Source organism: Allonocardiopsis opalescens (assembly GCF_003002095.1).
Classification (GTDB): Bacteria; Actinomycetota; Actinomycetes; order Streptosporangiales; family Streptosporangiaceae; genus Allonocardiopsis; species Allonocardiopsis opalescens.
The window spans coordinates 250,472-270,967 of sequence record NZ_PVZC01000003.1 but is presented as its reverse complement, the minus strand read 5'-3'; the positions used below and the strand labels follow the sequence as shown (position 1 = coordinate 270,967).

The 20,496-nt window shown below is 69.3% G+C and carries 19 protein-coding genes and 1 tRNA gene; 13 read left to right on the top strand and 7 right to left on the bottom strand.

What is annotated here, in order from left to right; all coding sequences use genetic code 11:
- Nucleotides 1–89 precede the first annotated feature (89 nt).
- The 3 genes from CLV72_RS11345 to CLV72_RS11335 all read right to left on the bottom strand — a co-directional run bounded on the left by CLV72_RS11345 (nucleotide 90) and on the right by CLV72_RS11335 (nucleotide 2,843).
- A complete protein-coding gene (locus CLV72_RS11345; RefSeq protein WP_106245434.1) occupies nucleotides 90–1,796 on the bottom strand; it encodes an AIPR family protein in 1,707 nt (568 codons plus the stop codon).
- Nucleotides 1,797–1,936: 140 nt separating this feature from the next.
- Nucleotides 1,937–2,368: an ATP-binding protein gene (locus tag CLV72_RS11340; protein ID WP_106244424.1), complete on the bottom strand. Its 432-nt coding sequence runs from the start codon at nucleotides 2,366–2,368 to the stop codon at nucleotides 1,937–1,939.
- 49 nt (nucleotides 2,369–2,417) lie between these two features.
- Complete coding sequence (locus tag CLV72_RS11335) at nucleotides 2,418–2,843, bottom strand: NUDIX hydrolase (protein ID WP_106244421.1); 426 nt, start codon at nucleotides 2,841–2,843, stop codon at nucleotides 2,418–2,420.
- 64 nt (nucleotides 2,844–2,907) lie between these two features.
- Here CLV72_RS11335 and CLV72_RS11330 point away from each other — a divergent pair, with 64 nt between their 5' ends.
- The 10 genes from CLV72_RS11330 to CLV72_RS11285 all read left to right on the top strand — a co-directional run bounded on the left by CLV72_RS11330 (nucleotide 2,908) and on the right by CLV72_RS11285 (nucleotide 12,282).
- Nucleotides 2,908–3,696, top strand: a complete 789-nt coding sequence (locus CLV72_RS11330; RefSeq protein ID WP_106244418.1) for a GntR family transcriptional regulator — start codon at nucleotides 2,908–2,910, stop codon at nucleotides 3,694–3,696.
- A gap of 366 nt (nucleotides 3,697–4,062) precedes the next feature.
- The gene (locus CLV72_RS11325) at nucleotides 4,063–4,281 is read left to right on the top strand and encodes a hypothetical protein (protein WP_106244416.1); all 219 of its coding nucleotides are present in this window, start codon (nucleotides 4,063–4,065) and stop codon (nucleotides 4,279–4,281) included.
- Nucleotides 4,281–4,598, top strand: coding sequence for a hypothetical protein (locus CLV72_RS11320; RefSeq protein WP_106244414.1), 318 nt, complete (start codon nucleotides 4,281–4,283; stop codon nucleotides 4,596–4,598). Before CLV72_RS11325 ends, CLV72_RS11320 begins: the two co-directional genes overlap by 1 nt.
- A gap of 77 nt (nucleotides 4,599–4,675) precedes the next feature.
- The gene (locus CLV72_RS11315) at nucleotides 4,676–5,584 is read left to right on the top strand and encodes a hypothetical protein (protein WP_146159417.1); all 909 of its coding nucleotides are present in this window, start codon (nucleotides 4,676–4,678) and stop codon (nucleotides 5,582–5,584) included.
- Nucleotides 5,584–7,743, top strand: coding sequence for a P-loop NTPase family protein (locus CLV72_RS11310; RefSeq protein ID WP_106244409.1), 2,160 nt, complete (start codon nucleotides 5,584–5,586; stop codon nucleotides 7,741–7,743). The genes CLV72_RS11315 and CLV72_RS11310 overlap by 1 nt, the downstream gene beginning before the upstream one ends.
- 139 nt (nucleotides 7,744–7,882) lie before the next feature.
- Nucleotides 7,883–8,104, top strand: coding sequence for a hypothetical protein (locus tag CLV72_RS11305; protein ID WP_211302816.1), 222 nt, complete (start codon nucleotides 7,883–7,885; stop codon nucleotides 8,102–8,104).
- A gap of 357 nt (nucleotides 8,105–8,461) precedes the next feature.
- Nucleotides 8,462–8,668: a hypothetical protein gene (locus CLV72_RS11300; RefSeq protein ID WP_106244406.1), complete on the top strand. Its 207-nt coding sequence runs from the start codon at nucleotides 8,462–8,464 to the stop codon at nucleotides 8,666–8,668.
- Entirely contained in the window at nucleotides 8,665–10,602 is a 1,938-nt protein-coding gene (locus CLV72_RS11295) for a DUF3987 domain-containing protein (protein ID WP_211302815.1), read from the top strand. The genes CLV72_RS11300 and CLV72_RS11295 overlap by 4 nt, the downstream gene beginning before the upstream one ends.
- 67 nt (nucleotides 10,603–10,669) lie before the next feature.
- Nucleotides 10,670–10,879, top strand: a complete 210-nt coding sequence (locus tag CLV72_RS11290; protein ID WP_106244405.1) for a helix-turn-helix transcriptional regulator — start codon at nucleotides 10,670–10,672, stop codon at nucleotides 10,877–10,879.
- Nucleotides 10,876–12,282: a tyrosine-type recombinase/integrase gene (locus tag CLV72_RS11285; protein ID WP_106244403.1), complete on the top strand. Its 1,407-nt coding sequence runs from the start codon at nucleotides 10,876–10,878 to the stop codon at nucleotides 12,280–12,282. The genes CLV72_RS11290 and CLV72_RS11285 overlap by 4 nt, the downstream gene beginning before the upstream one ends.
- A 143-nt stretch (nucleotides 12,283–12,425) precedes the next feature.
- Here the strand turns inward: CLV72_RS11285 and CLV72_RS11280 are convergent.
- A tRNA-Ser gene (locus CLV72_RS11280) sits at nucleotides 12,426–12,515 on the bottom strand.
- A gap of 182 nt (nucleotides 12,516–12,697) precedes the next feature.
- A complete protein-coding gene (locus CLV72_RS11275; RefSeq protein WP_245930107.1) occupies nucleotides 12,698–14,836 on the bottom strand; it encodes a nucleotide-binding protein in 2,139 nt (712 codons plus the stop codon).
- 276 nt (nucleotides 14,837–15,112) lie between these two features.
- Here CLV72_RS11275 and CLV72_RS11270 point away from each other — a divergent pair, with 276 nt between their 5' ends.
- Together CLV72_RS11270 and CLV72_RS11265 are read left to right on the top strand one after the other, a co-directional pair.
- Entirely contained in the window at nucleotides 15,113–16,096 is a 984-nt protein-coding gene (locus CLV72_RS11270; RefSeq protein WP_106244401.1) for an NAD(P)H-quinone oxidoreductase, read from the top strand.
- A 72-nt stretch (nucleotides 16,097–16,168) separates the two neighbouring features.
- Entirely contained in the window at nucleotides 16,169–16,702 is a 534-nt protein-coding gene (locus CLV72_RS11265) for a bacterial proteasome activator family protein (protein WP_106244399.1), read from the top strand.
- 55 nt (nucleotides 16,703–16,757) lie between these two features.
- On the opposite strand, the gene CLV72_RS11260 is transcribed toward CLV72_RS11265, so the two are convergent.
- Entirely contained in the window at nucleotides 16,758–17,585 is an 828-nt protein-coding gene (locus CLV72_RS11260; RefSeq protein WP_106245423.1) for an HAD family hydrolase, read from the bottom strand.
- Nucleotides 17,586–17,656: 71 nt separating this feature from the next.
- Nucleotides 17,657–18,916 (bottom strand): serine--tRNA ligase, encoded by a 1,260-nt coding sequence (gene serS / locus CLV72_RS11255; RefSeq protein ID WP_106244397.1) that lies wholly within the window; start codon nucleotides 18,914–18,916, stop codon nucleotides 17,657–17,659.
- Between the two features lie 259 nt (nucleotides 18,917–19,175).
- Here serS and CLV72_RS11250 point away from each other — a divergent pair, with 259 nt between their 5' ends.
- On the top strand, nucleotides 19,176–20,495 hold the full coding sequence (locus CLV72_RS11250) for a family 43 glycosylhydrolase (RefSeq protein WP_211302814.1): 1,320 nt from the start codon (nucleotides 19,176–19,178) through the stop codon (nucleotides 20,493–20,495).
- Nucleotide 20,496 lies beyond the last annotated feature (1 nt).

The window sequence follows — 20,496 nt, the reverse complement described above, 5'->3', positions numbered from 1 at the left end:
CGCAAACGTAGAACCTACGGCCTTCCTCGGCACGTATTCGGTACGGCACAAATCCACGCCATCCCCGCCAAGACACCACAAGCACCGATCTAACTAGCTCTCAGATTTGCAGCACGAGACAACAGATAGTCGCTGAATTTCTGAGACTTAGTAGCTCGCTCAAGGATAACTTGATTTTCGGTAAGATATTCGTCAGACCAGCCCTTTAGTTTTTCGAATATACTTTTAATCTCATTATTATCCATAGACGCATCTCGAAGTGCCAGCTCTTTTAGCTGGCCTGGAGCTCGAACAGGAGAGCCATTCAACTTTTCAACGATTAACATTGAAAGATGATACTTCAAATTACTTTTCTGCGAGGTGTTAGCTTCGGCGATATCAGATATAATGAAGGCGTCGACCTTGCGCTGCATTTTGGCAGCCCAAAAATATATCTCCAGGTCAATCTTGGAAGAAAACACCTGCTTGTAATCTTCATCATTCTTGAGCAGGGAAGACGGCTTCCCTCTCGCCTTGTCAGGCCTTGCTAGCCCCATAGCGGTCAGAGCGGCGCCCAACATCGGAATTCCGACTATTTTCGAGGTATCCTTACCTTCATTCTTATAAAAATTTTTCCTCCTATCATAGTACCATCCTTCGGTGAGGAAATAGTTCTCAATATTACGCTGAACCTCGTCAGTAGCTCGAAGGGCAGCATCTGTAACTGTGGTCTGTCTATTAGTCGCCTTAATGACATGATCTCGCGTATCCGTATTTTCTGTCACGATTATTCGAATCAGCAACATTCGATCGTCTATATCGACTGCTCGACCACTTCTTACGGCTTCATAAATTTCATGACTAGTCTGCAACCCATTGACAATCTGAATATCAGAGAGTGAGTAGGTTTTTCCTGCGCTAGTTGCCTCCTTACATAGGATCGTCACTCCGTTATTGAGCCACCAGAAATCGGGTCCATGAGATTGTTCGAGCGACTTACGAATATCCTGATTGACGCTGACGGCACCTTGATAGTCCCGGACGTTCCATTCAAATAGATATCGCCTCAGGCGCCCATTCTCATCGACGATGAGATCGTAGTAATCCTTCAGGGTTACCAGGGCCACATGCGAACGCCCGCTAGTCGCACTCTCTCGGTATTGCATGGGAAGCGCATAAGAGGGCCTTTCGTTATAACTTTGCAGAAGTTCTGTCGCACCCCACAAATCCACTTCAACGTGGGCAGCAGCGGGAATCAAGGAAGTAATAACGTGACGAAGACTGTTTAGCTTTGCTTCCACTTGGGGTGTTACATTCCGTCGATCACCTGGAGTAGCATATAGGACGCTAACCTTAATTTTTGGGCGTCGAGTAATCAGCTTGTACCATGCAGTTCGAAACAATCCAATCCTGTTTAGCAAACCTGCACCATACAGTAGACCGAGAGACTCCTCCGGCTCAGATAGATCCAATAGACGTCGGAGCGTGTTCTCCAATTTATCGATGGCCTCTTCTGAGAATCCGGGAGTTCGCTTAGCTTGAATTATCCATAGCTCAAGAGGTCGTTCTTGGCTGAAGCTAGCGGCCCGACTTATTTCCGATACAACATCCGAATCTTCATCGAGCAGACTATCGTCAAAGAACGTGTATATCGAATCGATTGCACCATCTTGCCCACCGCCAACGATACCGGAGATGATCTCTTCAGACCCAAGGCCATACGGTCTAAGCACTAGCTCAGACGAGAAGATTTCGAAAGCTTTACTTTCTGAAACCTCAGGAAGATTTTCCAGTCTCCAAGACTCGAAGATCTGCATTATAAGCTTCTGAGCATTTCCAGCACTGCGCCCCACAGCACCTCCTATCGACAATCAAAACTAACACGCCACATCAACCTTACGTGAATGCCGCGCATCCTTGTAGACAGAATATACTACTAATGTTGAATGTGGATGGACTACTCACAGTTCATCTCGGCCCAGACTGTTCGCTCATTGAAATGGCCTGCCCAGCCCCATTCACATGCCACGGCGGCCACGATGGCGAGTCCACGTCCGTGTTCGCCATTTGTTGAGGCTGTCGGGCCGAGAATCGGCAGCGGGCTGCCCTCGTCGGTGACCTCGACGCGGATCATGTGCGAGCCGCATGCAAGTTTCACGGTGAAGACTCCACTCGGACTCCCCGACTGGGTGTGCTGTATCGCGTTGGTCGCCAGCTCGCTGGCGACCAACTTGGCGTCTTCGCGGGCCTCGCCGGGTGGTAGGTGGGCGTGGACGAAGTCGCGGACGGCGGCTACCTGGTCGAAGGTGCCCGCGAAAGTTCGCTGGCACGTCTGGTGGCCGACTGCTTCGCGGTGGACGGCTTGCGGGAAACCAACTCCCCTACTCATCTGTACATGTCCTTTCAGGCGTCTATACTGGGGTTGTGCATTTGTACTGCTAGACGAGTTGCTGTCCGTCGTGGGTGCGGATGGCCGGAGGGCGGGTGTCGGTCATGGCGTCCAGGACGCGCACTGCGTATGCCTCGTCCAGGAGTTCACGGACCTGGTCGGCGGTGGCCCAGCGGACGGCGCTGGACTCGTCGGAGGTTTCCGGGGTGCCGTCGACGAGGGTGCAGCGGAACACGAGCGCGACGATGCCGCGCACCATGTTCTTGTACACGCCCGTCAACGCCACCGGCTCGACCTTGAGGCCGGTCTCTTCGAAGACCTCGCGGCGCAGGCCGTCATGGATCGCCTCGTCGAGTTCCAGGACTCCGCCCGGGGGTTCCCAGTGGCCGTTGTCGCGACGGCGGATCAGCAACGCTCGTCCAGACGCGTCGACGACCACGCCGGCGACGCTTACCGAATGACGCGGTGCCGCCATGTTGATCTCCCAACAGCCATTACGCTTCACGATAGAACATGTATAGACGCCTTGAGGAGTAGTCGTGACAACTGACGTGGTCGGACAGCTCGCCCGACTCGACCCGACGAGCGACAGAGCCGTCTTCCGCCAGATTGCGGACTCCCTACGCGACGCTATCGAGCGCGGCCGACTCGGGGAAGGCGACAAGCTGCCCTCGGAGGCGCAGCTCGTGAACCACTTCGGCGTCGCGCGGATGACGGTGCGCAACGCCTTGCAGCTGCTACAGACCGAAGGGCTCGTGATCGCGGAGCATGGCAAGGGCGTGTTCGTCCGGCCGCGTCCGCCGGTCCGGCGGCTGGCGTCCGACCGGTTCGCCCGCCGGCATCGGAAGCAGGGCAAGGCGGCGTTCATCGCCGAAGCCGAACAGGCCGGCGTCAAGCCGGAGGTGGACAGCCTCGTCGTCAAGCAGGAGGCCCCTCCCAAGGAGATCGCCGCCCGGCTCGGTTCTACCCGAAAGGTGCTTGCCCGGCACCGCCGGTACCTGCACGAGGGGCGACCTGTCGAGACAGCTACCTCGTACATACCGCTGGACATCGCCCAGGGCACCCAGATCGCCGAGCCGAATCCCGGGCCGGGCGGCATCTACGCCCGGCTCGAAGAACTCGGGCACGAGCTGGACCACTTCGACGAGGAAGTCCGGTCCCGGATGCCCCTGCCGGAGGAGACCCGAGCCTTGCAGCTCAACGCGGGTACGCCGGTGATCCACCTGGTGCGCACCGCCTTCGACACGGACGGCCGCGCTGTCGAGGTCTGTGACACGATCATGGCCGCTGACGCCTTCATCCTGGGGTACCGGCTGCCCGCTCGCTGAAAGTCCCGGAAATCGGTGATGCACACTCGTCTAGATGTGTGATACAACTTGCCTAGACGAGCAGGGGAGCAGTCGCCAGCTGGATCGGCTTCGGCTCTCCGTGCCCCGTCCGTCGTGGTGGACAGACCACGACGGACGGGCGTCGTCAGGCCACAGAAAAAGTGGCCTGAGCGGGAGACAGCCCGCCCAGGCCAGACGCGTTAGCGCCGTTGTTCGCACCTCCGATGCTAACCCGTCTGCACTTGTCCGTCGCTGTCTCCCGCCCGTTCGCCGGCCGTGATCGGTCGGTCCGACAGTGACGGAAGGGCTATTCGGCATGCACGGATTTCCCCACCCTGTGGACACTGCCATCACCGGGGGCGCCCGATGAGTCTGGCGATCTTCGGTCTGATCCTCCTCGGCGCCATGGCGGCGTTGGCGTACAAGAACACCCGGGCGCTCGCCACCGCACTCGTCGGCGTCATGCTCGGCCTGACGATCGCGGGCAGCGGCGGCGCGCTCGCCGAGCCGTCTCACGCCCTGGTCGACCAGGTCCGAGCCGGGCTCGACTCGGCGGGCGCCACCCTGTTCGGCGGTGGTCAGTGATGGCCGCGCGCTTTGATCAGGTTCGGCTCGCTCAGATGTTCTCGCGGGTCGGTTGGGCGCGCGGGCTGTGCGCTGTTGCCGTCCTGCTCGGCGGGCTGCTGCTCCGCATGATCGCTGTGCTCATTGTTCCGGTGACGGTCGCCGTCGACGCGGCGGTGGAAGCAATCTTTGAACGCCGTGACCTGCCGTTGTGGGTCATGAGCGCGCTGGACGGTGTGACGGACGCGCTGCGTGCGGTGAGTCTCGGCGTGGTGTGGTTGATCGGCCGCGCCGACGCTGTTGCCGCTCGTCTGCTGGTTGCGGAGGTGGCGCGGTGACGAGCAGGGCGGACAGGCTGATCGCGCGGTCGCGGGAGGCGGCGCGGATTCGCGGCTACCAGACCGATCCGGACGTGGTGGCGCTGCGGTTGGAGACGAGCCGGGTGTGGGTGGAACGGCTCGGCTGGACGGGCCTTGTGCTCGGGCTCGCGTTCACAGCGGCGAACGTTCAGCACTTCGCGGCGCAGGGTGCCGAGCCGTGGTCGCTGGTGTGGGTGACGGCATGGCTGCTCGACCCCATGGTGTCGCTGGTGCTGCTGGCGATTTTGCTCGGGGAGTCGATGACGAGCCGTCATCAGCTGCCGACCGACGGGTGGGTGCGGGCGACGAAGTGGGCGGCGCTGGGCGCCACCTATGCCATGAACACCTGGCACGCGTGGGCGACGGTGAACCTGGCGAGCATCCTGCTTCACTCGGTGCCGCCGGCGCTGGTGTTCTTCGCGGCCGAAGCGCTCCCCCAGCTCCGCTACCGGATGACGGAGGCGATCGGCCGGGCGTACGCGTCCGCCGTCACCGCGACCACGGGGGCCGCGTCCGGTGAGCCGTTCACCGCGACACCGCGAGCCGAGCGTGAGCAGTCAGCCGAGCGCTTCACCGGCTTCCCGGCGTCGGCGTGGGTGGACGCGGGCGACCGGCCGACGCTGCCCGTCGTGGCTCGCCAGGTCACCGAGCGGCGGTCGAACGGCGACCAGGCACAACGGCGTCCGGCGGCGAAGCGGGCCGACGCCGGTCGGCGGGTCCCGCCCGCCGCGCGCAAGGCCGAGGTGAAGGCGCGCACGGTGGCGGAGTTGGCTCGTCGGCTGGACGAGCTGATCGCGGCCGGTGACCTCACTGAGGACGCCTCGAACAACAAGACGCGGCTTGCGTTGGAGTGCTCGCCGCAGCGCGCCAAGGAGGCGGCCGAGTACCGGCGTACGCACCTTCACCGCACCGATCCCGCCCGGCTCGCCATGGTCGAGCCCGACGCCGAGCAGGAGGCCGCGTGATGATCGACGGAACCGACCAGCGCGACGCCCGGGTGGTCTCACTCGACCGTGCCCGCGACCGCGACCGTCGCCAGCACGCGACGCCGGACGCCCCCGACGAGCCGACCGGTGCCGACCAGTCGGACGGCGACGAGGCGACAAGGCTGCTTGTCGACCAGGCCGAGCCCGAGCGCGGGGATTGGCTCGCCGAGTTGGCCGAGCGCAACCGGCGGCGCCGTCCGATCCTGCCCGGCTGGTTGAAGTCGCGGCAGGAGGCGGCTGAGACCGCCAAGTGGGTGGCGGAGTACTACGCGCACATCATGGCCTATCAGGCGACGCGGAGCCCGCTGTACCTGCTGCGGCTCGCCGCCCGCTCGCCGCGGGGCGCGGCGCTCGTCATCGGCGGTGCGCACCGGTGGGTGTTCGACGCCGAAGGCGAGCCGGTCCGGATGGCCGCCGTACAGCGGGCGGACGCCGAGCTGTACCTGAAGCTGTCGCGGCAGCGTGACGCGCGGGTGCGGCTGCGGGTGGTGGTCGCGCTCGTCGCCTTGGTGGTGCTCATGCTCGCGGGCATCCTCGTCGCCGCCGCGCCGACGTGGGCGCAGTGGGCGGCGCTGGCCCTGCTCGTCGGAGTCCTCGGCGCGGCCGGCGCTCCGGCGGACCGGCCGCTGATCGACCGGGCCGTGGTGCCGGGCCGGGTGGCGCGGCTGGACTCCGACATCGTGTTGCGCGCCCTGGGCGCGCTCGGCATCGCCGAGATCAACAAGGCGCGCGCCAAGGGCGCCGACGCGGTCACCTTCCCCGCGCCGATCACCCGGGACGGTCCCGGGTGGCGGGCCGAGGTGGACCTTCCCTACGGCGTCACGGTCACCGACGTGATCGAGCGGCGGGACCGGCTCGCTTCCGGCCTGCGGCGTCCGCTGGGGTGCGTGTGGCCCGAACCGGTCTCCGACGAGCACCCGGGGCGGTTGGTGCTGTGGGTGGGGGACCGGGACATGAGCAAGGCGCCGCACACCGCGTGGCCGCTGATGACCAGTGGGCGGGCGGACCTGTTCAAGCCGCTTCCGTTCGGCACTGACCAGCGCGGACGGCCGGTGTCCATCCCGCTGATGTTCGCCAACCTGCTGATCGGCGCCATCCCCCGGATGGGCAAGACCTTCGCGCTGCGGGTGGTCATGCTCGCCGCCGCGCTGGACGTGCTCGCCGAGCTGCGGGTGTTCGAGCTGAAGGGCACCGGGGACCTGTCGTTCGCGCAGAAGGTGGCGCACGACTACGCCTCCGGTGCCGATGACGACGCGATCGCCGCGTGCGTGGCGAGCCTGCGGGAGGTGTACGGCGAGCTGGTGACGCGCGCCAAGACGATCTCGGGTCTGCCCAAGGACATCTGCCCGGAGAACAAGGTGACGCCGGAGCTGGCCGCGAAGCGCTCGCTCGGCCTGCATCCGGTCGTGGTCGCCGTCGACGAGTGCCAAGAGCTGTTCTCGCACCCGGTGCACGGGGAGGAGGCGGCGAAGCTGTGCGAAGGGCTCATCAAGCGCGGCCCGGCGCTGGGGATCATCCTCGTGTTGGCCACGCAGCGGCCCGACGCCAAGAGCCTGCCCACCGGCATCAGCGCGAACGTGGGTATCCGGTTCTGCCTGCGCGTCATGGGCCAGGTCGAAAACGACATGGTGTTGGGCACTTCGGCCTACAAGAACGGCGTCCGGGCGACCACGTTCACGGCCAAGGACAAGGGGATCGGCTACCTCGTCGGCGCCGCCGATGATCCGCAGATCGCCCGGTCGGCCTACATCGACGGTCCTGCCGCCGACGCCATCGCCGACCGGGCGCGCGCTCTACGTGAAGCCGCCGGACGACTGTCGGGGTTCGCGGCCGGGCAGACCCCCGACCGGGCAGCCGGCCCCGCCGTGACGCTGCTGGACGACATCGCCGCCGTGGTCCCGCCCGACGAGACCGACGTGTGGTCGGAAACCGTGGTGGCCCGGCTCGCCGAGCTACGCCCAGAGGCGTACCGGGGGTGGGAGCCCAAGCAGCTGGCCGCCGCGCTCGCACCGCACGGGATCGACACCGTCCAGATCGGGCGGCGCGTCAACGGCCGGTTCGTCAACCGGCGCGGGATCAACCGCGACGCCATCACCCGGGCACTGACCGAGCGCGACCACGCCCGGCCGACCGGGTAGGGCCGCCGGGCCGCTATCGCTAGCGGACGCCCCCGCTATCGATAGCGGCCCCGATAGCACCACACACCTACTCCCACCAGCAGTTACGTCCGCTAGCGGGTGTGCGCGAGCACGCCCGGAAACCGCCAGGAGCCCGACCTTGGACCCCTTCGCGCTGCTGCTAGCCGCCGCGCTCGCCGCCGTCACGCTCGGCTACGCCGCCGTGTGCTCGGCCGCCCCGTTCGCTCCGTGCCGGGCCTGCCGCACCAAGCCGCGCAAGCGCCGGCTGTGCCGACCCTGCGACGGGACCGGCCTGCGCCTGCGCATGGGGTGGCGGGTGTGGAACCACGTGCGCCGCCTGCACCGCGACCACGGCCGGTAGGCCCGCCGCAGAAACCGCACAAAAGCAGAAACAGCCGGTCCTGGTGGCCAGCCGCCAAGCACACCCACCACGACCACGCCCCGACCGATCACGGACCAGCGACCGCGACGGCGGCCGGTAGCCCGCCGAGGTGTTCGCAGAAACCGCAGAAATAAGCGGTCCCGGTGGCCAGCCGCCGAGCACACCACCAGGACCGCACCCGTAACGATCACGACCAGCACCGCGACAGCGTCCGGTAGTCCGGCCGCCCCTGTACGCGGAAACCGCAGAAATAAGCGGTCCCGGTGACTAGCCGCCAAGCACACCCACCGGGACCGCGGCCCTGACCGATCACGAACCAGAAAGGGCACTCTCAGCATGACCGAGAATCGCCGCGACGAACACCGGTTCACCACCACGCTCGTCTTCGGCCTGGTCCGGCTGCTCGAATCCCACGGCTACCGCCGCCCGGACGGTGTCGCCGGTGACCTGGCCCTCGGCCGGACCGTGGGTGTGCTGCACGAACTGTGCGAGACCTACGAGGGCCGCCGCGACGGCTTCGGCAAGGTCGTGGAGGTCGCGTGACCGCCACCGACTTCGCGACGGCGCTGCCGCACGACTTCGCGGCCGAACAGGCCGTGCTCGGCGCGATGCTGCTGTCCGCCGACGCCATCACCGAGGTTCGCGCGCTGCTGGACGCGTCCGCGTTCTACCGGCCCGCCCACCAGATTGTTTTTGCGGTTATCGCGGACATCGCGGCGGGTGGTGAGCCCGCCGACGCCGTGACGCTCGTCGCCGAACTGGCCCGGCGCGGCGATCTCGCCCGGGTCGGGGGCGGCCCCTACGTCCATACGCTGCTGGCCAGTGTGCCGACCGCCGCGAACGCGGGCTACTACGCGCGCATCGTGGCCGAGCACGCCCGCCGCCGTGAGGTGATCGCGGCCGGTACCCGCCTCGTTCAGGTCGGGCACACGCTGTCCGACGAGCCCGACGCCTTGCGCGCGTGGGCGCTCGAACAGCTCTCGGCGACGAGCGGCGCGACCTGGCCGACGCCGATGCCGCTTGGCGTCCGGGGCGAGCTGCCCGCCTTCCCCGTGGACGCCCTGCCGACCTGGCTCGGTGACTTCGTGTCCGCTCTCGCCGTAGAGACACAGACACCTGTCGACCTGGCCGGATGTCTCGCCCTGGCCGTGCTGTCCACGGCGGCCGGTGGGCGCGCGCTGGTGGTGGTCCGGGGCATGTGGGTTGAGCCGGTGAACATCTTCACCGTGGTCGCGATGCCGCCCGCGTCGCGCAAGTCGCCGGTGTTCAAGGCCATGGTGGCGCCGATCATGCGCGCTGAACGCCACCTACAGGAGCGCGTCCAGCCGCAGCGCGCCGAAGCCGAGTTGGCACGGCAGGTTTCTTTGCGGACCGCAGAAAAAGCAGCGCGGCGCGCATCGGACACGGTCGTGCCGGGCGGCGACGCGGACGCGCTCGCCGACGCCACCAGCGCCGCCCTGGCCGCCCAAGAGATCACCGTTCCCGAGCTGCCCCAACTGGTGACGGACGACGTGACACCGGAGACGGCCGCGTCGCTGCTGGCCAAGCAGGGCGGCCGACTGGCCGTGCTGTCGGCCGAAGGCGGCATCTTCGCCACTCTCGCCGGACGCTACTCCGGCATGCCCAATCTGGACCTGTTCCTCAAGGGCCATGCGGGGGACATGCTGCGGGTCGACCGGCAGTCACGGGCGCCCGAACACGTCGACAGCGCGTGCCTGACGCTCGGGCTCGCGCTGCAACCCGAGGTGGTCCGCGATATCGCGGACATGCCCGGCTTCCGGGGCAAGGGGCTGCTCGGCCGCATCCTGTACGCGCTGCCCGCCAGCAACATCGGCCGACGCGACACCGAGCCGCCCGTGGTGCCAGACCTGGTCGCCGCCCGCTACGACACCAAGGTCCACAGCCTCGTCAATGACCTGTACGGGTGGGACGACCCGATGCGGCTGCAACTGTCCGCACCAGCCGCACAACTCCGCGCCGACCTGTCGCGCACCACCGAACCCCGCTTGCATCCCCAACACGGCGACCTCGGCCACCTGGGCGACTGGGCGGGCAAGTACGTCGGCGCCGTCTGCCGCATCGCCGGACTGTTGCACCTGGCCGACCACGGCGGCGCCGGACACCGGCACCCCATCAGCGGCCCCACCATGGCGGCCGCCGTGCGCATCGGCGAGTACTACGCCGAGCACGCCAAGGCCGCATTCGACACCATGGGCGCCGCCCCCGGCAGCTCTGACGCGCGGTTCCTGCTCGACTGGCTGACCAATAAGCGCACCGCACAATTCACCGTCCGCGAGCTGTTCACCGCGCTACCCCGGGGCCGGTTCCGCCGCGTCGGCGACCTGACGCCCGCCATCAGCGTGCTCGAAGAACACGGCTGGGTCCGAGAACTGTCCCAACCCAAACGCAAAGGACGGGGCCGGCCCGCATCGCCGAAGTACGCCACCCACCCCGACATCCACCAGTCCGGCCGCTAGCCGCCAAGCCCAGCACCGCCGGACGCACCGCCGACCGATCACGACCACACCGAAAGGTGGCACCGCCATGCCCGTCGCATCCGTCCGCAGCATCGCGCCGCGAGGAATGCTGACGCTCGCCCAGCTGTGCGAAGAACTCCAGATACCCCGATCGACCTTCTACGACTGGCGCCAGAAAGGCCGGGCACCCAAGTGCATCAAGCTGCCCAACGGCGAACTCCGCATCCGCCGCGCCGACCTCGACCGGTGGCTCGCCGCCCGAGAGGACGCGGCGTGAAGGACACGACCTACAAAGTCCGCGTCTGGCAGATCGAGACATACACCGGCAAGAAGGGGAACACCTACTCCGTCCGTTGGATCGTGGCCGGGAAGCGCTGGCGCGAAACCTTCGCCAACTCGACGCAGGCCGACGGGTTCCGCTCCGAATTGGTCACGGCGCAGCGCCAAGGGGAGGCGTTCAGCCTCGTCACCGGCCGTCCGGTGTCCTGGCAGCGCGACGAGGACGTCATGCGCTGGTACGCATTCATGCTGGCCTACGCCGACATGAAGTGGCCGCACGTCTCGCCCAACCACCGGCGCAGCATCGCCGAAGCGCTGACTGACGCGACAGAAGTGCTCGTACACGGCGGCAGCAGTCCGCCGAGCAGGGAAGCACTCCGGGCCGCCTTGCGGGAATGGGCGTTCAGCACACGGATCAGGGACAAGGAACCGCTGCCCGACGAGCACGCCCATGCGATCCGCTGGCTGACGAACAACACCGTGTTCATGCACGAGCTGACCGAAGCCGGAAGCGGGCCGCGTCTTGTCCGGTCCGTGCTCACCAGGATCAGCAGCAAGCAGGACGGCACATCGGCGGCCGCCAACACGGCCAACCGGAAACGCATGGTCATCAACAACGCCATGGAGTACGCCCAGGAGATCAACGTCCTGACGGCGAACCCCTTGAAGGCCGTCAAGTGGACAAGGCAACGCACCGCCAAGTCGGTGAATCCCGCTGTCGTCATCAACAGCCGACAGGCGAAGGCGCTCCTTGCCGCCGTGGGCGAGCAGGGCGAGCGCGGTCGGCGCCTGGTGGCGTTCTTCGCGTTGATGTACTACGCCGCGATGCGACCGGAGGAGATCATCTACCTTCGGCGTGCGAACCTGGTCAGCCTGCCGGACACCGGGTGGGGGTGGGCTCGGCTCACCTCGGCCGCGCCCCGTTCGGGCTCCAAATGGACCGACTCGGGCAAGTCCCGGGAAGAACGCGCGCTCAAGCACCGGGCGGACGGCGATACCCGCTCCGTCCCGCTACACCCCGAACTGGTGGCCATCCTGGTCGCTCACCTCAAGGAGTTCGGTACCGGCTTCGATGGACGCTTGTTCGTCGGTCCGCGCGGTGGTGACCTGGCCGAATGGGCCTACTACGAAGTGCTCGCAGAAGCCCGCAGAAGGGCGTTCACGGCCGAAGAGGTCGCATCGCCGCTAGCCGAAGACCCGTACACCCTCCGTCACGCCGCCGTCTCGACCTGGCTCAGCGCTGGCGTGAACCCCGCCCAGGTCGCCGAGTGGGCCGGGCACAGCGTTGACGTGCTGCTCCGCGTCTACGCCAAGTGCATCGCCGGACAGGAACACGACGCCATGCGCCGCATCGAAGACGCCACCAAGCCGCCGCTGCCGCACGGCGGGGGCTCCTCATAGCTCCCCGAACTTCGGGGCGTATTCGGGGAGAACCCTCGTAGCGGGCCGGTTCTGACCATGATCAGCCGGACACCCGAACACGTCAGAGCCGGTGCCGCACGCAGCGCGGCACCGGCTCTGAGCTGGGCTTTCGGGGGCTCGGGCGGAGGGCGTGGGATTCGAACCCACGATGACGGGGATGCCGCCATAGCGGTTTTCAAGACCGCCGCACTCGGCCGCTGTGCGAGCCCTCCTGGGTACCGCGGGGCGGTACTCGTGACGGGTTGATCGTACTGCCTTGGTCCGGGCTGGGTGTACACGATTTCGGTGCCCGGATGGGCGAAGACCGGCGGCGCCGGTGAAGGTTCGGGCGTCCTGCGCCCCCTGCGGCTCGGAGGCCCCAGGGGGCGTCCCGGCCGCAGGGGGTGCGGGTGGGTCAGTGGCGCGGGGAGTGGGGGTTGGCGGTGCGGGGGCGGGCGAAGGCGTCGCCTACCACGGCCGCCAGCTGGAGGTAGGACTCCAGGGTCTCCTTGCTGAGCTCGTCCAGGTCGACTTCGGCGCCCTCTTCCAGGTGGGAGTCGTGGGGGATGCGGACGACGGCGCGGGTGCGGCCGAGGAAGTGCTGCTCCAGGCGGTCGAGGTCGACGGAGCTGCGGCTCTTGGGGCGGACCATGGAGAGGACGACGACGGCCTGGGCGACGAGGTCGCCGTGTTCGTGGGCCTCCAGCCAGTCGAGGGTGGCGCTGGCGCTGCGGGCGCCGTCGACGGACGGGGAGCTGACGAGCACGATCTGGTCGGCGAGTTCCAGGACGCCGGACATGGCGGAGTGGAGCAGGCCGGTGCCGCAGTCGGTGATGCAGATGGAGTAGTAGTGCTCCAGCAGCGAGGCGACGTGGAGGTAGTCGTCGCGGCTGAAGGCCTCGGAGATGGCGGGGTCGCTGTCGGAGGCCAGGATCTCCAGGCGGCTGGGGGCCTGCGAGGTGTAGGCGCGCACGTCGGCGTAGCGCTGGATCTGGGCGCGGTCGTTGAGCAGGTCGCGGATGGTGGCGTTGCTCTCCAGCTGCACCTTGTCCGACAGGGTGCCCCGGTCGGGGTTGCCGTCGACGGCGAGCACGCGGTCGCCGCGCAGCGACGCCAGGGTGGCGCCGAGGCCGACGGTGGTGGTGGTCTTGCCGACGCCGCCCTTGAGGCTCAGCACCGCCACCCGGTGGTGGCCACCGGCGACGGGGGTGCGGATCCGGGCCAGCTGCTCGCGGCGGCGCAGCTCGTTGGGGGACTCCCCCGGGTCGACCAGGCCGAAGGTCGACTTGTAGAGCATCCGGCGCCAGCCGGCGGTCGGCGCCTGCTTGCGGCCGCGCAGCAGGTTCTCGGCGCGCAGGCTGTCGACGTTCTCGTGCTGCATCTGGCCGGGGTGGGCGCCGGGCGGGATCTGGCCGGCGTAGGCGTCGGGGCCGTACCCGGGCGGCGGCTGGCCGGGCTGGTAGCCGTAGGGCGGCGCGTAGGGCTGCTGGTAGCCGTGCCCGGCGGCCGGGGCGGGGACGTCGGGCCCGACGCCCTGCGGCCCGGTGTGGCCCTGCGCTCCCGGGTGCCCGCCGGACTCGGCGCCGGGGTCGGCGCCGTACTGCGGCTGCGCGTAGCCGGCCGGGGAGCCCTCCGCACCGGGCTCGTGCCCGGCGCCGTACGGGTGCTGCGGCGGGTAGCCCGCCGGCGGTGCCTCGGTGCCGTACTGCGGCTGGGGCGGCGCGTAGCCGCCCGGCCCGGCCTCGGTGCCGGGGTGGTTGTACTGCGGGCCCGGGATGGCGTAGCCGCCGGACGCCGGGGGGCGGCCGTGGGCGGGCGGCTGCTCGCCCCAGCCGCCAGGGCGGGGGCCGGCGGCGGGCTGGTAGCCGCTCGTGTGCGGGCTCGCGGGCGGCGGCTGGTGGCCCGCCGGGTTCGCGCCGCCGTCGGCGGGCGGCCGCTCGGCCGGGCGCGACTCGTCGGGCCGCGCCTCGGGCGCCGGGGGGTTCGAGCCGTTCACCCGCACGGTCTCGGCGTCGGCCGCGGGCGGCTCGCCGTAGGGGTTGAAGGTCGGCGCCCAGCCCGGCTGCCGCGGCCCGCCCTGGCCGTACCTGGGGATGACCTCGGTCATCGGGCCCGACTCCAGCGCGTCGGGGTCGTCGGACTCGTCGTGGGACTGCGGGCCGTCCTCGAAGCGGGGCTGCTCCGACGGGTACGGGGAGTGCGGCGGCCGGACGTTGATGGTGGTCTGGTCGGGCTCCACCCCGGCGGGCGGCAGCTCCGGCGGCTCGTTCGGCGGGAACGGCTCCGCCTGCGCGGAGTCGTCGGCGGGCGGGTACGGGGTGGCGTACTGCGGCGGGGCGCCGGCGGCCGGCCCCTCGGCCTCGCCGGACTCGGCGTCGGGCGCGGGTCCGAACCACTGCCCCGGCGGGTACGGCTCGGCCGCGGCGCCGGAACTCGGCCGCGCGGAGGCGTCGCCGCGCTCACCGGCCTCGGCCGCGTCCAGGCCGGCCAGCTGATCCTCCAGGGGGGACCGGGCGTCGCCGTCGTAAGAGTCGTCAGGGTCCCTGTGTGCCACCATTGCTCCTTGGGGCGCCGACGCCCCCATTCGTGCCGCCGTCTTTTCGTCACCTCGCCGGACAGATCGTTCCATCGGCGCAGGAACACCCGGATCAGGTGCGGGTGGACGCAGCCCCAAAGCTACCGGTAGTCAAGCGACAACCACAGACCCATCCACCCGAAATTCTGACGTACACGGGGTGTTCGCGGGCCCGGTGACGTCACGATCCGGCCACGGCGCCCGTCGGGGACCGCCGATGCTCCGGCGCACCTCGGGATCGGTAGCGTTGGGCGCATGCACGCAATCGTGATCACCGAGCCCGGCGGGCCGGAAGCACTGACATGGACCGAGGTCCCCGATCCGGTTCCGGGCGCCGGCGAGGTGCTGATCGAGGTCGCGGCCACCGCAGTGAACCGCGCCGACGTCATGCAGCGCAAGGGCCACTACCCGCCGCCCGCGGGCGCGCCGCCGTACCCGGGCCTGGAGTGCGCGGGGCGCGTCGCCGCGCTGGGCGAGGGCGTCGCGGGCTGGCAGATCGGCGACGAGGTGTGCGCGCTGCTGTCGGGCGGCGGCTACGCGGAGAAGGTGGCGGTGCCGGTCGAGCAGGTGCTGCCGGTGCCCGACGGCCTCAGCCCCGAGCAGGCCGCCACCCTGCCGGAGGTCGCCTGCACGGTGTGGTCGAACGTGTTCATGCTGGCGGGCCTCACCCCGCGCGAGACGGTGCTGTTCCACGGCGGCGCCAGCGGCATCGGCACCTTCGGCATCCAGCTGGCCCATGCCCTGGGCTCGCGGGTGCTCACCACGGCGGGCAGCGCGCAGAAGCTCGACCGCTGCCGCGAGCTGGGCGCCGACGTGGTGATCAACTACCGCGAGGAGGACTTCGTGGAGCGGGTGCGCGAGGAGACGGGCGGTGCGGGCGCCGACGTCATCCTCGACATCATGGGCGCCAAGTACCTGGACCCCAATGTGCGCGCGCTGGCCACCGGCGGGCGCCTGGTGGTGATCGGGCTGCAGGGCGGCACCAAGGCCGAGCTGAACCTCGGCCGGCTGCTCAGCAAGCGGGCCGCCGTGCACGCCACCTCGCTGCGGGCCCGTCCGCCGGCGGAGAAGGCGGCCATCGTCGCGGGCGTGCGCGATAACGTGTGGCCGCTGGTGGCGGCGGGTAGGGTGCGTCCGATCGTGGACCGCACGGTCCCGCTCGCCCGCGCCGCCGAGGCGCACCGGGCCCTGGAGGCCAGCGAGCACATCGGCAAGATCATTCTGACCGCCGACCGATAGGCACACCGACCGCGCCGCACCGCCGGTCCGGTGCGCACGGCGCGGTCCCGACTCCGAGTGGGACGTGAGGACATGAACGACCCGACGCAGCAGCCCGGCCAGGACCAGCCGCAGATCCTGCTGGTCGGCCCGCAGGGCCAGCCGGTCCAGCACGACGAGGGCGCCGACTCCGACGAGCGGCCGGTCACCGAGATGGTGGAGCAGCCCGCCAAGGTCATGCGCATCGGCAGCATGATCAGGCAGCTGCTGGAGGAGGTGCGCGCGGCGCCGCTGGACGAGGCCAGCCGCGTCCGGCTCCGCGAGATCCACGAGAGCTCGATCAAGGAGCTGGAGGACGGCCTGGCGCCCGAGCTGGTCAGCGAGCTGGAGCGCCTCTCGCTGCCCTTCGCCGACAGCGAGACGCCGAGCGACGCCGAGCTGCGCATCGCGCAGGCCCAGCTCGTCGGCTGGCTGGAGGGGCTGTTCCACGGCATCCAGACCACCCTGTTCGCTCAGCAGATGGCGGCGCGGGCCCAGCTGGAGAACATGCGCAAGGCGCTGCCGCCGGGCATCGCGCAGGCCGGCGAGGAGAGCCGCCCCAACCGCTCATCGGGCCCCTACCTGTAGCGGTCCGGCCCCGGCGGGGGCGTCCCGCCGGGGCGGCCCCGCCGGGGCCGCGACCTCAGCCGAACAGCCGCTCCAGCACCCGCGCGACGCCGTCGTCGTCATTGCTCTCGGTGTGGTCGGCGACCGCGGCCAGCACGGTGGGGTGCGCGTTCGCCACGGCGTAGGCGCCGCCCGCCCAGGCGAGCATCGGCAGGTCGTTGGGCATGTCGCCGAAGGCGAGCACGTCGCGGTGGCCGATGCCGAGGTCGGCGCAGAGCCGGGCCAGGGTGGTGGCCTTGCTGACCCCGGCGGCGCTGAGTTCGAGCAGCCCCCGGTAACTGGAGTGGGTGACGGTCACCAGGTCCTCGGACAGGATCTCGCCTACCCGGGCCAGCAGCGCGTCGGCGCGCATGGCGGGGTGCTGCACCAGCAGCTTGGCGGCCGGGGCGTGCACGTCGAGCACCGTGTCGACCATCGGGCACTCGCCGGGCAGCCGCCGGCCGTCCCAGTACGCGCGGTGGTAGCCGGCCTCCACCTGGAAGCCGTCGGCGAACTCCACCGCGAAGGCGAGTTCGGGCAGTTCGGCGCGCAGGTCGGCGGCGACGCGGTGCACGGTCTCCGGCTCGATCAGGTGCGCCTGCACCACCGACTCCGAGCGCAGGTCGTAGACGAGCGCGCCATTGGCGCAGATCGCCAGGCCCAGATCGGGGAAGGAGTCCGCGATCTCGCGCATCCAGCGCGGCGGGCGGCCGGTGACCAGCACGAACACCGATCCGGCCCGCTCGACCAGGGTGAAGGCCGCCAGGGTGCGGGCCGAGACCGTGCCGTCGGAGCGCACGATCGTGCCGTCGAGATCGGTCGCGACGAGACGGGGCGGCATGGACCGGTCGAAGCTCGGGGCCATGCCGACCAGTGTCTCCGATGCCGCGCGGTCCGGCGCCACCGGGCCCGGGGCGGGCCCGGTGGGCCGGGAGCTCACGCCACCGGCTCCAGCACCTCGCGGCCGACGAAGGGGCGCAGCGCCTCGGGCACCACTACCGAGCCGTCGGCGCGCTGGTGGTTCTCCAGCAGCGCCACCAGCCAGCGGGTGGTGGCGAGGGTGCCGTTGAGGGTGGCGACGTGGCGGGGGCGGCCGCCGGGCTCGCGGAAGCGGACGTTGAGGCGGCGGGCCTGGAAGTCGGTGCAGTTGGAGGTGGAGGTCAGCTCGCGGTAGCGGCCCTGGCTGGGGATCCACGCCTCGCAGTCGAACTTGCGGGCCGCGCTGGTGCCGAGGTCGCCGCCCGCGGTGTCGATGACGCGGTAGGGGACCTCGATCTTGGCCAGCATCTCCTTCTCCCAGGCCAGCAGCCGCAGGTGCTCGGCGTGGGCGTCCTCGGGGCGGCAGTAGGAGAACATCTCCACCTTGTTGAACTGGTGGACCCGGATGATGCCGCGGGTGTCCTTGCCGTAGGAGCCGGCCTCGCGGCGGAAGCACGAGGACCAGCCGACGTAGCGGCGGGGCAGGGTGTCGAGGTCGAGGATCTCGCCGGCGTGGTAGCCGGCCATCGGCACCTCGGAGGTGCCGACCAGGTAGAGGTCGTCGCCGGGCAGGTGGTACACCTCGGCGGCGTGCGCGCCGAGGAAGCCGGTGCCGGCCATCGTCTCGGGCTTAACCAGCACGGGCGGGAGCATCGGGGTGAAGCCGGCGGCCACGGCCTGCTGCATGGCGAGGTTCAGCAGGCCCAGTTCCAGCAGGGCGCCGACGCCGGTGAGGAAGTAGAAGCGCGCGCCGGAGACCTTGGCGCCGCGCTCCATGTCGATGGCGCCGAGCCGCTCGCCGAGTTCGAGGTGGTCGCGCGGGGTGAAGTCGAGGGCGGTGGGGGTGCCGACCTCCTCCAGTACGACGTAGTCGTCGACGCCGCCCGAGGGGGCGCCCTCGACGACGTTGGACACTCCGGCCAGCGCCTCGTCCAGCTCGGCGCCCAGCCGCTCGGTGGCGGCCTCGGCCTCCTTGACCTGGGCGGCCAGCTCCTTGGCGCGCGCCAGGGCCGCCTCGCGCTCCGGCCCGGAGGCGCGGGACACCGACTTGCCGGCGTTCTTCTGCTCGGCGCGCAGGGACTCGAAGCGGGTCAGCGCGGCACGGCGGCGCTCGTCCAGCTCCAGCAGCGTGTCGACGACCTTCTCGTCGTCGCCGCGGGCGCGCTGCGAGGCGCGGAGTCGGTCAGGGTCTTCACGGAGGGCACGCAGGTCGATCACGCATGCAGGCTACCCGCGCTCGCGCCGCCCGGCCGACCTTTTCGCGGCCCGCCGCGGCGGGCCGGGCCGCCGGGACGGGCGGGGCGGGGGAGGGCGGGGCGGGGCCGCCGCGGCGTCCTGATTCATTTCCTTCGATGTAAATTGCATTGACGCTGGTCAGAACACGACTTTTTCAGCAGCTGTTTACTGCGGGACGAAGCTGGGATAAAAAGGCGCACGTACCGGCGGCAACGACTTTCGGGTGGGTGCCATGTCCTCGGTGAGAATTTTCGGCGGTGCCGTGGTGGCCGCCCTTCTGGTCCTGACCGCCTCCCCCGTCCCGGCCGCGGCCGCCGACGAGGCCGAACCGCTGACGGTGCCGCCGGGGCTGGTCATCGACGAGGACTTCCCCGACCCGGACGTCACCCGGTTCGGCGACACCTACTACGCGTACTCCACGAACAACGCCAACGGCCACGTGCCGTACGCGACCGCGCCCTCGGTGGACGGCCCGTGGACCATCAGGGGCAACGCCCTGCCCGCGCTGGGCGCGTGGGCGAGTTCGGGGTACACCTGGGCGCCGGACGTGTCACAGCGCGCCGACGGCAGCTACCTGCTGTACTACACGGCGCGCAGCACGGCGACGAACCGCCAGTGCATCGGCGCGGCCGTCGCCTCCTCCCCGGCCGGGCCCTTCGCGCCGCTGGGCTCCGGGCCGCTGGTCTGCGACCCGGCCGAGGGCGGCGACATCGACGCGTCGTCGTTCACCGACGCCGACGGCTCCCGCTACCTGCTGTACAAGGACGACGGCAACGCCATCGGCCAGCCCACGCAGATCTGGCTGCAGCCGGTCGCCGCCGACGGGGTCACCTTCACCGGCCCCCGCACCGAGCTGCTGCGCAGCGACCGCGCGGACGAGGGCGGGGTGATCGAGGCGCCGGTGCTGGTCAGGCGCGCCTCGCAGTACGTGCTGTTCTACTCCGCGAACGGCTACGGCGGCGACGCCTACGTGACGAGCTACGCCACCTCGCCCTCGCTCACCGGCACCTACACCAAGGCCTTCCGGCCGCTGATGAGCACCGCCAGCGTCGACGGCAGGGTGTCGGGGCCCGGCGGGCAGGACATCGTCGGCGATCACATCGTCTTCCACGGCTGGATCAACGGCAACACGCAGCGCGGCATGTACGTCGCGGACCTGGGCTGGGCGAACGACTTCCCGGTGGTGCGCGGCAGCAGGGTCAGGTACGAGGCCGAGAGCGGGCGGCTGAACAACGCGATCGTGCGCGACAACGCGGCCGGCGCCTCGCAGGGCCGGGTGGCGGCCGGGATCGACCATGCCGACAGCTGGGTGGAGATCACGGTGTTCGCGCCGACGCCGGGCGCCTACACGGCGCACGTCGGCTACGCCGCCGGGTACGGCGACGCCCAGCACACCCTGACCGTCAACGGCGGGGCCGCGACCGTGGTGGACTACCCGGACCAGGGCTGGGACAACTGGCGGCAGCGGTCGGTCCCCGTCGAGCTGGCCGCGGGCTGGAACACCCTGCGCTTCCAGCACCGCACCGCCTGGGCCGAGCTGGACTACGTCGAGGTGGCCTGAG

What these genes read in the sequence shown, in the direction of transcription:
- CLV72_RS11260 (WP_106245423.1), bottom strand. Translation starts at nt 17,585, where the DNA reads ATGGCCCCGAGCTTCGACCGGTCCATGCCGCCCCGTCTCGTCGCGACC.
- CLV72_RS11310 (WP_106244409.1), top strand. Translation starts at nt 5,584, where the DNA reads ATGATCGACGGAACCGACCAGCGCGACGCCCGGGTGGTCTCACTCGAC.
- CLV72_RS11340 (WP_106244424.1), bottom strand. Translation starts at nt 2,368, where the DNA reads ATGAGTAGGGGAGTTGGTTTCCCGCAAGCCGTCCACCGCGAAGCAGTC.
- CLV72_RS11320 (WP_106244414.1), top strand. Translation starts at nt 4,281, where the DNA reads ATGGCCGCGCGCTTTGATCAGGTTCGGCTCGCTCAGATGTTCTCGCGG.
- CLV72_RS11335 (WP_106244421.1), bottom strand. Translation starts at nt 2,843, where the DNA reads ATGGCGGCACCGCGTCATTCGGTAAGCGTCGCCGGCGTGGTCGTCGAC.
- CLV72_RS11290 (WP_106244405.1), top strand. Translation starts at nt 10,670, where the DNA reads ATGCCCGTCGCATCCGTCCGCAGCATCGCGCCGCGAGGAATGCTGACG.
- CLV72_RS11345 (WP_106245434.1), bottom strand. Translation starts at nt 1,796, where the DNA reads ATGCAGATCTTCGAGTCTTGGAGACTGGAAAATCTTCCTGAGGTTTCA.
- CLV72_RS11265 (WP_106244399.1), top strand. Translation starts at nt 16,169, where the DNA reads ATGAACGACCCGACGCAGCAGCCCGGCCAGGACCAGCCGCAGATCCTG.
- CLV72_RS11270 (WP_106244401.1), top strand. Translation starts at nt 15,113, where the DNA reads ATGCACGCAATCGTGATCACCGAGCCCGGCGGGCCGGAAGCACTGACA.
- CLV72_RS11300 (WP_106244406.1), top strand. Translation starts at nt 8,462, where the DNA reads ATGACCGAGAATCGCCGCGACGAACACCGGTTCACCACCACGCTCGTC.
- CLV72_RS11325 (WP_106244416.1), top strand. Translation starts at nt 4,063, where the DNA reads ATGAGTCTGGCGATCTTCGGTCTGATCCTCCTCGGCGCCATGGCGGCG.